This window comes from Nocardia sp. IFM 10818 (assembly GCF_054655275.1).
Genome location: NZ_BAAHJH010000001.1, coordinates 7,511,155 through 7,528,242 on the forward strand (window position 1 = coordinate 7,511,155; position 17,088 = coordinate 7,528,242).

Consider the following 17,088-nt stretch of genomic DNA (forward strand, 5'->3'; position numbering starts at 1 on the left):
CTAGTTGCCGGGCACGATTCTCACCTCGTCGCCGGCGGCGTCCGTCGGTTCGCCGGGGGCGGTGAACCAGTGGGTGACCTCACCCTCGTCCAGGTCGGCTTCCAGGTCGCCGGTCGGGAGGACCGAGAGGGCGCCTGCCGTTGCGGCGACGAGGAATTCGTCGATGGCGGCGGGGCCGGTGGCGGCCGTGGTGAAGGTGGTCGACTCGTAGTCGACGTCGTTGTCGGTGCGCAGGGTGGTTGCGCGGTCCAGTGCCTCGGTCTGGGTGAGGGTGGCCCAGGCCCCGGCGGGGGTGCGGTAGACGAAGGCCGGATCGGCCTCGGTCAGGGGACGGACGCGGTCGGTGTAGGTGACCGGGTGGGCGGGGCGGGTGGACAGGTCTGCCTGGACCTTCGGGTCGGAGGGGACCAGCCAGCGGACGGAGCTGGCGGCCGGTTCCTGGGCTATGCCGAAGCCGGCGCCCGCGGCGAGGATGTCGCCGAAGGACATGCCTTCGGCGAACAGGGCTGCGGCGCCTGCCTTGTGGATGGCCCAGACGGCCACCACCGCATCGGCGGAGCGCGGGAGGGCCACGGCGACGATGTCGCCGGGACCCGCGCCGCGGTCGATGAGCAGGCGGGCCAGCTGGGAGGAGCGGCGGTCCAGGACGTGGTAGGCCAGCTCCTGGCCGTCGTCGAGCAGGGCGGGGGCCTGCGGGTCTTCTTCGACGACCTCGGCCAGCACGTTGGCGACCGTGCGGGCGCCCACCCGGGCCGGTTCCACGGTCGAATCAGCCGGGGTGACAGCCGATTCGGCGAGGATGCGGGCGCGTTCGGTGGCATCGAGGATGTCGATGTCACCGACCAGGCTCGACGGTTCGCCGAGCAGGGCGTCCAGGACCCGGTCGAGGCGGGCCGCGAGGGTTTCCACCTCTTCCGCGGTGAAGCGGGAGTCGAGGTAGCGCATGGAGACCTCGATGGTCTCCGAGGCCATGACCACCAGCGTCATCGGATAGTGGGTGTCGTCGTTGATGCCGACGCCGCGCACCGACATGCCGTCGATGGAGCTGGCGGCGGCAATGGCGTCCTTGTCGACCGGGTAGGACTCGAACACCACGAGGGTGTCGAATTCCGAACCGGCGCCGACCAGTTGCTGGATCTCGGTCAGGCCGATGTAGTGGTGATCCAGCAGGTCGGCCTGTTCACGCTGGACGCGCTCCAGCAAACCCTCGATGGTGAGGCGGTCGTCGACGCGAATGCGCACCGGCACCGTATTGATGAACAGGCCCACCATGGATTCCACGCCCGGCAGGTCGGCGGGACGGCCGGAGACCGTCGCGCCGAAGACCACATCACCGCGGCCGGTGAGGCGGCCCACCAGGATGGCCCACGCCGTCTGCATCAGAGTATTGACCGTGATGCCGAGTTCGGCGGCGCGCTTGGTCAGCTGCCGGGTGCGTTCGGCGTCGATCTCCAGGGCGTGGCGGCCCACCTCGTACTGCTCGTCCTTGCGGGCTGCGGGCGCCAGCTGGGTGGGCTCGGACACGCCGGAGAGCGAACGAGTCCAGGCCTTCAGCGATTCCGCCCGGTCCCGCCCGGCCAGCCAGGCCAGGTAGTTGCGGTAGGAGGCGACGCGCGGCAGCGCCGAGACATCGCCGCGCACCGCGTACAGCACCAGCAGATCGCGCATGAGCAGCGGCATGGACCAGCCGTCCACCAGGATGTGGTGGGTGGTGATGACCAGGTGCCACTGTTCGTCGTCGATCTTGAACAGGTTGAACCGCATGAGCGGCGCGGTGGCCAGGTCGAAGTGGTTCGCGCGATCCTCGGCAATGAGCTCCCGCATGCGCGGATTGCGGTCCGCCGCGGGGAGATCGGTGAGGTCCACCAACCGGAACGGGGCTTCCACCCGGTCCAGCACGATCTGGTGCGCCTGCCCGCCGGAATCGGTGACGAAGGCGGTCCGCAGCGACGGGTACCGGTCCACGATGGCCTGCCCGGCCGCGCGCAGCCGCTCCACGTCCACCTGTCCGCCCAGGTCCAGCACGGCCTGAATGGTGTAGACGTCCACGGTGTGCTGGGTGAGCAGTGCGTGGAAGAGCAGACCGGACTGCAGCGGCGACAGCGGCCACACCTCGGTCATGGCCGGGTAGGCCCGCTCCCACATGTCCAGATCCGGCTGAGTCACCTTGACCAGCGCCATATCCGACGGCGTGAAGCCGCCGGCGTCGGAGCGCCGGGCGTGGCGGGCCAGCGCGGTCAGCGCCTCCACGTACAGGTCGGCGAAGCGCTGCACCTGTTCCCGGTCCAGCAGACCGCTCGGGTAGGCGAAGGCCGCACCGAGCTGCGGCCCGTCCGCGCCGTCGGTGGCAATGGCATTGATGTCGATGACGGCGTTCGCGGGCATGTCCGCGTCCATCTCGGCATCCAGGCGGCCCAGGTCGTCCGAAGGAGTCCAGCCGATCTCGGCCAGGTCCTCGGGCACCTCGCCGGCGGAGACGCGGCCCAGATAGTTGAAGCTGATCTGACCGGCGTCGCGCAGCTGCGCGCCCGTCTCCGGGTTCAGGTAGCGCAGCATGCCGTAGCCGAGACCCTTGTCGGGCACCGCCAGCAGCTGCTCCTTGACCGACTTGACGATGTCGCCCAGCGTCTTTCCGCCGTCGAAGGCATCGGCCAGATCGGCGCCGTGCAGGTCCAGGCGCACCGGGAAGGCCGCGGTGAACCAGCCCACGGTGCGCGAGAGATCCGCGCCCGGGACGACGTCCTCTTCACGGCCGTGGCCCTCGAGCTTGAACAGCGCCGCGCTGCCGGTGCTCTCACCGCGCCAGCGTGCGACCGCCAGGGCCAGCGCCGCCAGCAGACCGTCATTGACGCCGCCGCGGTACAGACCCGGAATCGAGGTGAGCACGGCATCGGTCACATCGGCCGGGACCGTGACCTCGACCCGCTCCACGGTGGCGAAGGTGTCGACGGCCGGATCGAAGGCCCGGGAACCGAGCAGCGGATCCGGGGTCTCCACGACCTTCTTCCAGAACGGCAGCTCCGCAACGCGTTCCGGCGCGCGGGCCTCCTCGACGAGGGCGTGCGCCCAGCGCCGCATGGAGGTCCCGTTCTCCGGCAGGGCCACCGGCTGCCCGAAGGCCAGCTGCGACCAGGCCAGACCCAGGTCCGGAATGAGGATGCGCCAGGAGACGCCGTCCACGACCATGTGGTGGCCGACGATGAGCAGCACGTCGCGGCGGGTGCCGCCGGCTGCGTCCAGCCCCTCGAAGGCGAACCAGACGAACTGCACCATGGCGGCATTCGCCGGATCGAGACGGCCCAGGGCCGCATCGAATTCGACGGTGCCCAGCCGCGTCAGCTCCGCATCGGAGATGTCGGCGGGCAGCTCGACCCGATGCACCAGGGCGTCCACATCCACGGCTCCGCGCGCGAGCGCCTCGAACTCGAAGCCCTCGGACGCATTGCCGCGCAGGCGGGTTCGCAGCACATCGTGGTGGTCGAAGACCGCCGCGATGGCGCCCACCAGCGCGTCCCGGTCGATGTTCTCCGGCAGGCGCAGCGCCATGGTCTGCGAGAACCGGTCGTAGGGCGAGCCGCTCGACAGGATGGCGTGCATGATCGGCGTCAGCGGAATGTCGCCGACACCGCCGCCGGGCAGCTCTTCCAGCTGCTGCACCTGGGTTTCGCCGCCGAGCGCGGCCACCTCGGCCAGCCCCGCGACGGTCCGCCGCTCGAACACATCGCGCGGGGTGAACACGATGCCGCGCGCCTTGGCCCGCGACACCAGCTGAATCGACAGGATGGAGTCGCCGCCGAGCGCGAAGAACGAATCGTCCGCGCCGACCTGCTCCAGTCCCAGCACATCGGCGAACACCTCGGCGAGGGTCGCCTCCAGCTCGGTGACCGGCTCCCGGAAATCGCGGGCGGTGAACACCGGTTCGGGCAGCGCCCGCCGATCCAGCTTGCCGACCGGGGTCAGCGGAATGGCGTCGAGGACCGTAATGGCCGTCGGCACCATGTATTCCGGCAGTCGACCGGCGACATGCTCTGTCAGAGCGGCGATGTCGACGGAGCGGCCCGCGACCGGCAGCACGTACGCGGCCAGGATGGTCGCTCCCGCCTCGGTCTTGTGACCCACGGTGACCGCGAAGTCGACGGTCTCGAACGACGCCAGCGCGGCGTCGATCTCGCCGAGCTCGATGCGGAAGCCGCGCACCTTCACCTGGAAGTCGTTGCGGCCCACGTATTCCACCTCGCCGGTGGGTGTCCAGCGGACCACGTCACCGGTGCGGTACATGCGCTCACCCGCCGCGAACGGATTCGCGACGAACCGATCGGCGGTCAGACCCGGCCGGTCGTGGTAGCCGCGGGAGAGCTGAATACCCGACAGGTACAGCTCACCCGCGACGCCGACCGGCACCGGCCGCAGCCGCGCGTCCAGGATCAGCGACTGCATGCCCCGCACCGGCGCACCGATGGTGACCAGATCGCCCGGCAGCAGCGCATCGCTGATGTTCGTCATGATCGTGGTCTCGGTCGGGCCGTACCCATTGTGGAAGGCGCGAACCGTGCCGTCCGCCAGCGGAACCGCCCACTTCGCGACCAGATCCGCGGGCACCGCCTCGCCACCGGCGACCAGCACCCGCAGGCTGTCGAGGCCCTTGGCGTCGAAGGTGGCCAGCGCCGCCGGGGTGATGAAGGCGTGCGTGGCCCGCTCGCGCTTGATCAGATCCGACAGCTCGTCGCCGCCGTAAACGCCCGGCGGGACGACCACCAGGGTGCCGCCGGAGCCGATGGCCAGCAGGTACTCCAGCACCGACGCGTCGAATGACGGCGAGGCGAAGTGCAGTGCGCGCGAGGCGGAGTCGAGGCCGTAGCGCTCGACCTGTTCGGCGCTGAAGTTGGCCAGGCCGGAGTGGGTGACCACGACGCCCTTGGGCATGCCGGTGGTGCCGGAGGTGTAGATCACGTACGCGACGTGCTCGGGCCGGATCGGCGCCCAGCGCTCGGCATCGGTGACCGGTGCGGCCGAATGCGATTCGACCTCGGCGATGACCATCGGATCGTCCAGGGAGATCCACCCGGCCAGGCTCTTGACCGGCGGCAGCCCGTCGAGTTCGGCCTCGACGGTCAGGCCGAGCACCGCGCCGGAGTCATCGACCATGTGCGCGATGCGATCCGCCGGGTAGGACGGGTCGACCGGCACGAAGGCCGCGCCGGACTTGGCCACGGCCCAGACCGCGAGCACGGACTCGAAGGAGCGCTTGATGGCGACGGCGACACGGGTTTCCGGTCCGGCGCCGCGCTCGATGAGCATGCGCGCCAGGCGCGAGGACGCCGCGTCGAGTTCGGCGTAGCCGAGCGCCTGCCCGTCGAAGGCCACGGCCTCGCCCACCGGGTTGGCGGCGACGGCCTCGGCCATGAGGTCGGGCAGCACCCGCGGCGCGACGGCCGGACCGCCGGTGCGGGCGGTCAGGTCGGTGCGCTCGCCGGCCTCCAGGATCTCCAGATCGCCCACGGCCTTGCGCGGCTGCGCCACGATCTCGCCCAGCAGTCGCGTGAACCGCTGCGCGAACACCTGAATGGTGTCCGCGTCGAACAGGTCACGGGCGTAGCCGAATTCGGCGTGCATACCGGCGTCGGACTCGGCCTCGGCCTCCTGCACGGTCAGCATGAGGTCGAACTTGGCGGTCTCGACATCGAAGTCGACGGCCGCGACCTTCAGGCCGGGCAGTTCGAAGCTGCTGTCGGGCAGGTTCTGGAACGACAGCGCCACCTGGAACAGCGGATGGCGAGCCGTGGACCGCTCCGGGTTGAGCACCTCGACGAGACGCTCGAACGGAATGTCGGCGTGCGCGAACGCCCGCAGATCGCTGTCCTTGTTCGCGGCCAGCAGCTCCCGGAAGGAGGCGCCGCCCTCGACCTTGGTGCGCAGCGTCAGCGTGTTCACGAACATGCCGATCAGGCCGTCGAGTTCGGCCTCGCCGCGACCGGCGATCGGCGTGCCGATGGCGATGTCGTCGGTGCCGGACAGGCGCGCCAGGAAGACCGCCAGCGCGGTGTGCACGACCATGAACAGCGTCGCGCCCTCCTCGCGGGCGATCCGCTTCAGGCCGCGGTGCAGCTGCTGGTCGATCGGGAACAGCACCCGGCCGCCGCGGAAGGACTGCACCGCCGGACGCGGGCGATCCGAGGGCAGGTTCAGCTCGTCGGGCAGGTCCGCGAGGGCCTGCTGCCAGAACTGCGCCTGCGCCGAGATCAGGCTCTGCGGATCGTCTTCGGAGCCGAGCGCCTCGCGCTGCCAGATGGCGTAGTCCGCGTATTGCACCGGCAGCGGTTCCCAGCCGGGAGCCGAGCCGTGGGCGCGGGACGCGTACGCGATCATGACGTCGCGGGTGAGCGGGCCCATGGACCAGCCGTCGGCGCTGATGTGGTGGGCGACGAATACCAGGACGTATTCGGCGGTTTGCGCGTCTTCGACACGGAACAGCGTGGCGCGCAAGGGCACCTCGCCGGTCACGTCGAAGCCGGTGGTGACCAGGGCCGCCACCCGATCGCGCAGTTCGCCCGCGGCCACCGGGACCGGCGTCAGATCCGGAACCGCCTGGGCGGCGGCCAGAATCACCTGCACGGCCGCGCCGTCGCGCTGCGGGTACACGGTGCGCAGGGTCTCGTGCCGGTCGACCACGTCGTACACGGCCTGCTGCAACGCCTCCACGTCGAGTTCGCCGGTGAGGCGCACCGCGACCGGCACGTTGTAGGCCGCCGAAGCGGTGTCGAACTGGTTGAGGAACCACATGCGCTGCTGCGCCAGCGACAGCGGCAGGTTCTCCGGCCGCTCCTGCGCGGTAATGGCCCGGCGGCCACCGGTTCCCGCATCGGGTGCCAGGGTCGCGGCGAGCCCGGCGACCGTGGAGACCTCGAACAGGGCGCGCACCGGCACCCGGGTGTCCAGCGCCGCGCCGAGGCGCGCCGCCACCTGGGTGGCCAGCAGCGAGTTGCCGCCGAGGGAGAAGAAGTCGTCGTCCGCGCCGACGCGTTCCACGCCGAGCACCTCGGCGAAGACCCCGGCGATGGCGATCTCGACTTCGCCCGTGGGAGCACGGAATTCGCGGGCGGCGAAGACCGGCTCGGGCAGCGCCTTGCGATCGAGCTTGCCGCTGGTGTTGAGCGGGAAGGCGTCGAGCGCGACGATCACGGCCGGAACCATGTAGGTCGGCAGCGTCTCGCCGATGGCCTCGAGCAGCGCCTCCTGGTCGATCGAGTAGCCCGGTGCGGGCACCGCGTAGGCGACCAGCTGATCGCCGAGCGAGGTGGGCAGCACCAGCGCCACGGCCTGGCTGACCGCGGGCTGCGCCAGCAGCGCGGTCTCGATCTCGCCGAGCTCGATGCGCTGACCGCGGAACTTCACCTGGAAGTCGGTGCGGCCGATGTACTCCAGCCGCTGCGGGCGGCCCTCGCTCGCAATCCGCCAGACCACGAGGTCGCCGGTGCGGTACATGCGCGCACCGGGCTCGAACGGGTTGGCCACGAAGCGATCCGAGGTGAGGTCCGGGCGGCGGACGTAGCCGCGCGCCAGCTGGTCACCGGCCAGGTACAGCTCGCCCGGCACTCCGGCCGGCACCGGCCGCAGGCGCGAATCCAGCACGTAGACGGTGCTGTTCCACTGCGGCACGCCGATCGGCGTGGTCCGGGTGTCGGAACCGTCGGCCTGCCAGTAGGTGATGGACACCGTGGCCTCGGTGGGGCCGTACAGGTTGTGCACCTTGATGCCGTCACCGAGCGCCAGCACCTGGGTGACGGTCTCCGGCGGCAGCGCCTCACCGATGACGAACACGTCGCGCAGGGTCGGCAGCGCGCCCGGCGTGGTATGCGTCGCGAACACGGTGAGCATGGACGGCACGAAGTCGGTGACCGTCACGCCCTGCGCCGCAATGGTTTCCGCGATGTAGTCGGCGTCGCGGTGACCGTCGTGGGTGGCCACGACCAAGGTCGAGCCCGCCCGCAGCGGCATGAAGTAGCCCCACAGCGACACGTCGAAGGTGGTGGCCGTCTTCTGGAAGTAGACGTCCTCCGGACCCATCGGGTACTCGGCGAGCATCCACTCCGTCTGGTTGTGGATGGCGCCGTGGGTGATCGCCACACCCTTGGGCTTACCGGTGGAGCCCGAGGTGAAGATGGCGTACGCCGGGTTGTCCGCGCGCAGCGGGCGCAGCAGCTCGGCGGCCGTTACCGGCTCACCCGAGAACTCCTCCAGCGCAACGGTATCCAGGTGCAGCAGCTCGATGCCCGCGGGCACCTCGACCGCGTCGGCGGTGGTGGTGAGCACGCACGCGGGCTGCGCGGTGTCGAGGATGTGGGCGATGCGCTCGGCCGGGTGATCCGGATCCAGCGGCACCCACGCGCCACCGGCGGTGACAATGGCGTACATGCCGACCACCAGGTCCAGCGACCGGCGAATGGCCAGGCCCACCAGCGATTCCGCACCCACGCCCTGCGAGATGAGCAGGCGCGCGAGCTTGTTCACGCGCTCGTCGAACTCGGCGTAGGTCAGCGACGCGCCCTCGTAGACGACGGCGGTCTTGTCCGGGTACTGCGCGACCGCGCGGCGGTAGCCGTCCAGGAGCAGTTCCGGAGCGACCTCGTGGCGAGTGTCGTTCCAGTCCACCAGCATTCGCGAGGTCTCGGCCGCATCGAGCAGGTCGATCTCGCCGACCGGCCGCTGCGGCTGCGCGGCCACGGCCGCCAGCACGCGCAGCAGGCGCTGCGCGAATACGGCCACGGTCGACTCGTCGAACAGATCGGTGGCGTAGACGAAGTTGCCGATGATGCCCGCGGGCGCACCGTTCTCGTCGTACTGGTCGCCCACGATCAGGTTCAAGTCGAACTGCGCCGTGGTGACCTCGTCGTCCACGCCCGAGACGGTCAGGCCCGGCAGCTCCAGAACGGTGCGGCCCAGGTTCTGGAAGGCCAGGCCCACCTGGAACAGCGGATGCCGCGCGGTGGAGCGCACCGGGTTGAGCACCTCGACCAAGCGCTCGAACGGCACGTCGGCATTGGCGAACGCCTGAATGTCGGTCTCGCGCTGACGCGCCAGCAGCTCGGTGAACGCCTCGCCGACATCCACCCGGCTGCGGAACACCAGGGTGTTGACGAACATGCCGATGAGGTCGTCGAGGACGGCCTCGCCGCGGCCCGCCATCGGGGTGCCGATGGCGATGTCGTCGGTGCTCGACAGTCGGGCCAGCAGCACCGCGAGGGCGGTGTGCACGACCATGAACAACGTCGCGCCCTCGGCGCGCGCCAGCTCCACGAGCTGACGGTGCAGCTCGGCGTCGATACGCACCTCGACCTTGCCGCCCCGGAAGGACGGGGTCGCGGGCCGCGGGCGGTCGGCGGGCAGATCCAGCTGATCGGGCAGATCCGCCAGGGCCTGTTTCCAGTAGGCGACCTGCTTGGCGGCGAGCGATTCGGAATCGTCCTCGCTGCCCAGCAATTCGCGCTGCCAGATGGCGTAGTCCGCGTACTGCACCGCGAGCGGGGCCCAGGCGGGCTCGAGACCCATGGACCGGGCCGCGTAGGCGGTCATGATGTCGCGGGTCAGCGGCGCCACCGAGGAGCCGTCACCGGAGATGTGGTGGGTGACCAGCGCCAGCACGTATTCCGCGGCGGGCGCGGTCACGGCGGTCGGGTCGATGGCCGCGAAGGTGGCGGTGGCGTACGGATCGGCGGCCGCGAAGGTGTAGGCCGCGGCGTGCGCGTCCAGATCGCTGTGCGACGGTGCCGCCGCCGGGGCGGCCGGGGCCCCCTCGATGCGGAACAGCGCGACCTTCAGCGGCACCTCGGTGGTCACGTCGAAGGCGGTGGAGGTCAGCTCCAGCACCGCCGCCGCGACCTCGTCGACGCCGACGGTGTGCACCGGCAGCTCCGGCATGGCCTGCGCCGGCGGCAGGATGACCTGCACCGGCCCGTTCTCGGTCTGCGGGTAGATGGTGCGCAGGATCTCGTGACGGGCAACCACATCCGCGACGGCGGCGCGCAGCGCGTCCACATCGAGGTGACCGGACAGCCGCACCGCGACGGGCACGTTGTAGGCGGCCGATTCGGTGTCGAAGCGGTTGAGGAACCACATGCGCTGCTGGGCGAGCGACAGCGGAATGTTCTCCGGTCGCGGCCCGGCGGTGAGCGCCTTGCGGCCACCGGCCCCGGCATCCAGTTCCACGCGCGCGGCCAGCGCGGCCACGGTGGAGACCTCGAACATCAGGCGCACCGGCACCCGGGTGTTGAGCGCCTCGCCGAGGCGGGCCGCCACCTGGGTGGCGAGCAGCGAGTTGCCGCCCCAGGCGAAGAAGTCGTCGTCCAGGCCGATGCGGCCGGCCTCGACGCGCAGCACGTCGGCGAACACGCCGGCGACGATCTGCTCGATCGGGGTGACGGGCGCCCGGAAGACCGCCTTCTCGAAGACGGGCTCCGGCAGCGCCTTGCGGTCGAGCTTGCCATTGGCGTTCAGCGGCAGCGCATCCAGCTGCATGAACACCGACGGGACCATGTAGGACGGCAGTTCCGCGGCCAGCGCGGTCTGCAGCGCCTGCTTGTCGAGTTCGCCGTCGGCGCCCACCACGTAGGCCACCAGGCGGTCGCCCAGCGCCGGATCATTGTGCGCGACAACGGCGGCCGAGACCACGGCGTCTCGGCGCAGCAGCGCCGATTCGATATCGCCGAGTTCGATGCGGAAGCCGCGGATCTTCACCTGGAAGTCGGTACGACCCCGGTACTCCAGCTCACCGTTGGCGTTCCACGCCACCAGGTCACCGGTGCGGTACATACGAGAACCGTTGCTGTCGAACGGGTTCGCCACGAACCGGTCCGAGGTCAGGTCCGCACGCCCGAAGTAACCGCGCGCCAGCTGCGCACCGGCCAGGTACAGCTCACCCGACACGCCGACCGGCACCGGCCGCAGCCGAGCGTCGAGGACGTACACCTGGCTGTTCCACTCCGGCGCACCGATGGACACCGACACGGCGTCGGCCTCGGTGACCCGGTGGCTGGTGATGGAGACCGCGGCCTCGGTCGGGCCGTACAGGTTGAACAACTCGGTCCGCGGACTCTCCCGCAGCACTCGCTGCGCGAGCGGGCCGGGCAGCGCCTCACCGATGGCCAGGATGCGCCACAGCGAATCCGGCAGACCGTCGGTCAGCAGCGCGTCCAGCATGGACGGCACCACATGCAGGGTGGTCACCCACTCCCGCGCGATCAACTCGTTCAGGTACGCCGGATCCTTGTGCCCATCCGGCGTGGCGATGACCATCCGGCCACCGCAGGCTGCGGCGGACCAGAATTCCCACACCGACAGGTCGAAGGTGGCAGCCGTCTTCAACAACACCGCATCGGCCGGGTCGAGACCGAATTCGGTGACCTTCCACAGCAATTGATTGACCACGGCACCGTGCGGCACCGCCACGCCCTTGGGGCGGCCGGTCGAACCGGAGGTGAAGATGACATACGCCGTGTTCGCCGCCGTCAGCTCCCGCACTCGCTCAGCGGCGGTGACGGGCGTATCCGCGTGCGTGGACAGATCCAGCTCGTCGATGCGCAGCACCGTCGCGACCTCGGAGTCGAATCCATCGCCCGCGGTGGTGAGCACGCACGCCGGGGCGGCGGTCTCCAGAATGTACCCGGTCCGCTCGGCAGGCTGATCCGGATCGATCGGCACATACGCCGCACCCGCCTTCGCCACCGCATACATGGCGACGACCAACTCGGTGGAACGCCGGATAGCCAGCGCCACACGATCTTCGGCACCGATACCCCGCGCGATGAGCTCGCGCGCCAGCTGGTTGACGCGGGCGTCGAGTTCCCGGTAGGTCAGTGACTCCGGCTCGCCGTCGGTCCGATCGGCCACGATGGCGACCGACTTCGGATCGGCGGCGACGGAGGCGTCGAGCAGCGACACCAGCGTGGCCCGCGATCCGCCGTCGACGACCGCGTCGATGTCCTGCGCGGTGTCGTTCCACCGCTTCAGGATTCGCTCGTTCTCGTCCGCGTCGAGCAGATCGATCTCGCCGACGGTGATGCCCGGCTGCGCCAGGATGGCGTCCAGCACCCGCACGAACCGGTCCGCGAAGGCGCGCACCGTGGCTTCGTCGAACAGGTCGGTGGCGTAACCGAATTCGGTGAGGATCTCGGCCGGGGTGCCGTCCTCGGCGTACCGGTCGTAGAGCGTCACGTGCAGATCGGTCTTGGCCAGCTGCGATTCGAACTGCACCGCGGCCACGTGCAGGCCCGGCAGTTCGAAGGCGGTCTCGGCCAGGTTCTGGAAGGACAGGCCGACCTGGAACAGCGGGTTGCGCGCGGTGGAGCGGACCGGGTTGAGCACCTCGACCAGGCGCTCGAACGGCACCTCGGCATTGGCGAAGGCCTCCAGGTCGCGTTCGCGCACCTCGGCGAGCATGTCGGCGAAGGTCTGGCTCGCGTCCACCGTGGTGCGGAACACCAGGGTGTTGACGAACATGCCGATCAGATCGTCGAGTTCGCGTTCGCCGCGGCCCGCGATCGGGGTGCCGACCGCGATGTCGTCGGTGCCGGACAGGCGCGCCAGCAGCACCGCGAGCGCGGCGTGCACGACCATGAACAGCGACGCGTTATGGGCGCGCGCCAGTTCGTGCAGCTTGGCGTGGCGGTCGGCGTCGATATCGAAGCGCAGCGCCTTGCCGTGGAAGGACTGCGCCGGCGGGCGCGGCCGATCGGTGGGCAGCTCCAGTTGATCCGGCAGCCCGGCCAGTGCGCGCTTCCAGTAGGAGACCTGCTGGGCGGCAAGCGATTCCGGATCGCTCTCAGCGCCGAGCACCTCACGCTGCCAGAGCGCGTAGTCGGCGTACTGCACCGCCAGCGGGGCCCACAGCGGGGCTTCGCCGGTGGCGCGGGCCGCGTAGGCGACCATGATGTCGCGCGCCATCGGGCCCATGGAGGAGCCGTCGGCGGAGACGTGGTGGATGGTGAAGGCCAGCACGTGCTCTTCGGTCCCGGCATCGCTGATGCGGAACAGCTTGACCGCCAGCGGCACCTCGACGGTGACGTCGAAGGTGGTCATGGCGAATTCGATGACCTTGCCGAGCAGATCTCCCTCGGTCACCGCCTCGGGCACCAGCAGCAGATCGGTCTGCGATTCGGGCAGGATCACCTGGTGCGGCCCGTCGGCCGTGCGCGGGTAGACGGTGCGCAGCACCTCGTGGCGGCTGATCACATCGCCGATGGCCTGCTCGAGCGCGTTCAGGTCGAGCGCGCCGGTGAGCCGGACCGCCAGCGGAATGTTGTCCACCGCGGAGGTGCTGGTGTCGAACTGGTTGAGGAACCAGTAGCGCTGCTGCGCCGGGGACAGCGGCAGCAGATCCGGGCGCTCGCCGGCGACCAGGCGCGGGCGAGTGCGGCCGGAACCCGCATTGCGTTCCACGCGGGCGGCCAGGGCCGCGACGCTGGAGGCCTCGAACAGATCGCGCACCGCGAGGTGGGTGTCCAGGGCCGCGCCGAGGCGGGCGGTGACCTGGGTGGCGATGAGCGAGTTGCCGCCGAGCTCGAAGAAGTCGTCGTCCAGGCCGACCCGGCCGACGCCGAGCACGTCGGAGAAGGTGTTGGCGACGATCTCCTCGATGGGGGTCGAGGGGGCGCGGAACACCTTGGCCTCGAACACCGGCGCGGGCAGCGCCTTGCGGTCCAGCTTGCCGGAGGCATTGAGCGGGAAGGCCTCCAGCAGCACGAAGGCGGCCGGGACCATGTAGCTGGGCAGTGCGTCGTGCAGTCCGGTGCGCACGGCGTCCAGGTCCACGGTGTGACCCGCGGCCGGGATGAGGTAGCCGACCAGCTGATCGCCGAGGCGGTCGTCGGAGCGGACCACGACCACCGACTGGGCGATGGCGTCCAGGGCGGTGAGGGCGGCCTCGATCTCGCCGAGCTCGATGCGCAGACCGCGCAGCTTGACCTGGAAGTCGGTGCGGCCCAGGTATTCCAGTTCGCCCGCGCCGGTCCACTTCACCAGGTCGCCGGTGCGGTACATGCGCTGCCCGGCGGTGAAGGGGTTGGCCACGAAGCGATCCGCGGTCAGTTCCGGACGCGCGACATAGCCGCGCGCCAGCTGGGCGCCCGCCAGGTAGAGCTCACCCGGGACCCCGGCCGGAACCGGGTTCAGGCGCGAATCCAGCACGTACACCTGGGTGTTGAACACCGGTGCGCCGATCGGCACCGAGACGGTGTCGGCGGCGGTGACCTCGTGGAAGGTCACGTCGACCGCGGCCTCGGTGGGGCCGTACAGATTGTGCAGCTGCGCGCCGGTCAGCTCGATGAGCTTCTGCGCGGTGGGCGCGGGCAGCGCCTCACCCGAAGCGAAAACGTGCAGCAGCGAAGTGCATTCGGGCACGTTTCTATCCGAAGTGCTTGACCGGCCCAATTCGAGCGTGGCGACGAACACCGACAGCATGGACGGCACGAAGTGCGCGGTGGTGACGCCGTGCGCGCTGATGAGATCGGCCAGGTACGCCGGATCGCGGTGGCCGTCCGGCTTGGCGACCACCAGCTGCGCGCCGACCTGCAAGGGCCAGAAGAACTCCCAGACCGACACGTCGAAGGTGGCCGGGGTCTTCTGCAGCACCACATCGTCGGTGTACAGGCCGTATTCGGCCTGCATCCACACCAGGCGGTTGACGATGGCGGCGTGGGTGACCGCGACGCCTTTGGGGCGGCCGGTGGATCCGGAGGTGAAGATCACGTACGCGGTGTTCGACTCGCGCAGCGGGGCACGGCGTTCCGCATCGGTGACCGGGGCGTCGGAGTAGGCCGACAGGTCGAGCGAGTCGATCCGCAGCGCCTCGGCCGAGAAGGCGTCCTTCTCGGTGGTGAGCACGCACACCGGCCGGGCGATATCGAGGACGTACTGGTTGCGCTCCTCCGGGTGATCCGGATCCAGCGGCACGTACGCGCCGCCGGCGGCGATGACCGCGTACATGCCGACCACCAGGTCGAGCGAGCGGCGCATGCCCAGGGCGACAAGCGAATCCGGTCCTACGCCCTGCGCGATGAGGTGGCGGGCCAGCCTGTGCACGCGAGCGGAGAACTCGGCGTAGGACAGACCTGTCCCCTCGAAGACCACCGCGGGCGCATTCGGGCTGGTCAGCGCCTGGGCCTCGAACATGGACGCGAGGGTGACGTCGGCCTCGGCGGTGCGACCGCCCAGGGCCACGCGGGTCACGTCGTATTCGGTGGCGTTCCAATTGCGCAGCACGCGACGGCGTTCGAGATCGTCGAGCAGCTCGATATCGCCGACGATGGCGTCCGGTTCGCCGACGACCGCGTTCAGCATGCGCACCAGGCGATTCGCGAAGCCCGCGACGGTGTTCGCGTCGAACATGTCGGTGGCGTAGGCGAATTCGGCGGCCATGCCCTCGGCCGCGCCGTCCGCGCCGACCCGTTCGGTCAGGTTGAGGTGCAGGTCGAACTTGGCGGTGACCACGTCCAGCGGCACGCCCGTGACTTCCAGCCCCGGCAGGGTGAAGGTGGCCGCGCCGGTGTTCTGGAACGACAGCATGACCTGGAACAGCGGGTGCCGGGCCTGCGAGCGGGCCGGGTTGAGGATCTCCACCAGGCGCTCGAACGGCAGGTCGGCGTGCCCGAAGGCGGCCAGGTCGGTGTCCTTGGTGCGGGCGAGGAGTTCGTCGAACCGCGCACCCGAGTCGACGGCGGTCCGCAGCACCAGGGTGTTGACGAACATGCCGATGGCATCGTCCAGCACGGCTTCGCCGCGGCCCGCGACGGCGGTGCCGATGGCGATGTCGTCGCCGCCGGACAGGCGCGCCAGCAGGGCCGCGAAGGCCGCGTGCACGACCATGAAGAGGCTGGCGCCGTGCGTGCGCGCCAGCGCGTTCATGCCGTCGAGCAGGTCGGCGTCGATGGTGAACTCGTGCACGCCGCCGCGGTTGGAGGCCACCGCCGGGCGCGGGCGATCCGAGGGCAGGTCGATCTGGTCGGGCAGGCCCGCCAGCGAGTCCGACCAGTAGGCGACCTGCTGCGCGATGAGCGAGTCGGCCTCGTCCTCGGAGCCGAGGGTTTCGCGCTGCCAGAGCGCGAAGTCGGCGTACTGCACCGGCAGCGGGGTCCACTGCGGGGCTTCGCCATTGGCGCGGGCCAGGTAGCCGACCATGACGTCGCGGGCGAGCGGGCGCACCGACCAGCCGTCGCCGGAGATGTGGTGGACCACGAAAACCAGGACGTGCGTGGGCTCGTCGGCATCGGCCACCCGGAACAGTCCGGCGCGCACCGGAACCGCCGCGGTGACGTCGAACCCGGTCAGTACCATGCCCGCAATCCGCTCGCGCAGTTCGGCTTCGGGCACGGTGACCGGCGCCAGATCGAGCTGCACCTGGTCGGCGGGCAGGATGACCTGCACGCCGAGGCCCTCGTCGTTCTGCGGGTAGACCGTTCGCAGCACCTCGTGGCGTTCGATCACATCGCCGACGGCGGCGATGAGGGCGTCCGCGTCCAGCTCGCCGGCCAGGCGCACGGCCATCGGGATGTTGTTGACGGCCGAGGCGGTGTCGAAGCGGTTGAGGAACCACATGCGCTGCTGCGCGAGCGACAGCGGGATCTCCGCCGGACGCTGCTGGGCGACCAGTTCGCGGCGGGCGCCGCTGCCGGAGTGGGTTTCGACGCGGGCCGCCAGCGCGGCCACGGTGGGCGCCTCGAACAGCACGCGCACCGGCACCCGGGTGTCGAGGGCCGCGCCGAGGCGGGCCACGACCTGGGTGGCGATGAGCGAGTTGCCGCCGAGCTCGAAGAAGTCGTCGTCGAGGCCGATGGGCTGGTCCACGCCGAGCACCTCGGCGAAGACGCCCGCGACGATCTCCTCGGCCGGGGTGGACGGGGCGCGGAATTCGCGCGCCTCGAACTCCGGCTCGGGCAGGGCGCGGCGGTCCAGCTTGCCATTGGCATTGAGCGGGAACTCGTCGAGCGCCACGAAGGCGGCCGGGACCATGTAGGACGGCAGCTGCGCCGACAGGTGGGCCTTGAGGGCGTCCACGTCGATCGCGCCGGCGGCCGGCACGACGTAGCCGACGAGGCGGTC

The 17,088-nt window shown here is 70.4% G+C and carries 1 protein-coding gene (only partly in view); it reads right to left on the reverse strand.

Annotated features, from left to right (window positions below):
* Positions 1 to 17,088, reverse strand: partial view of a non-ribosomal peptide synthase/polyketide synthase gene (locus ACYQ5L_RS35010; protein WP_459962485.1) — the end only. Its footprint extends 27,246 nt past the window's final position; the window shows 17,088 of its 44,334 coding nt (coding positions 27,247–44,334); the start codon falls outside the window, past its right edge; the stop codon is at positions 1 to 3.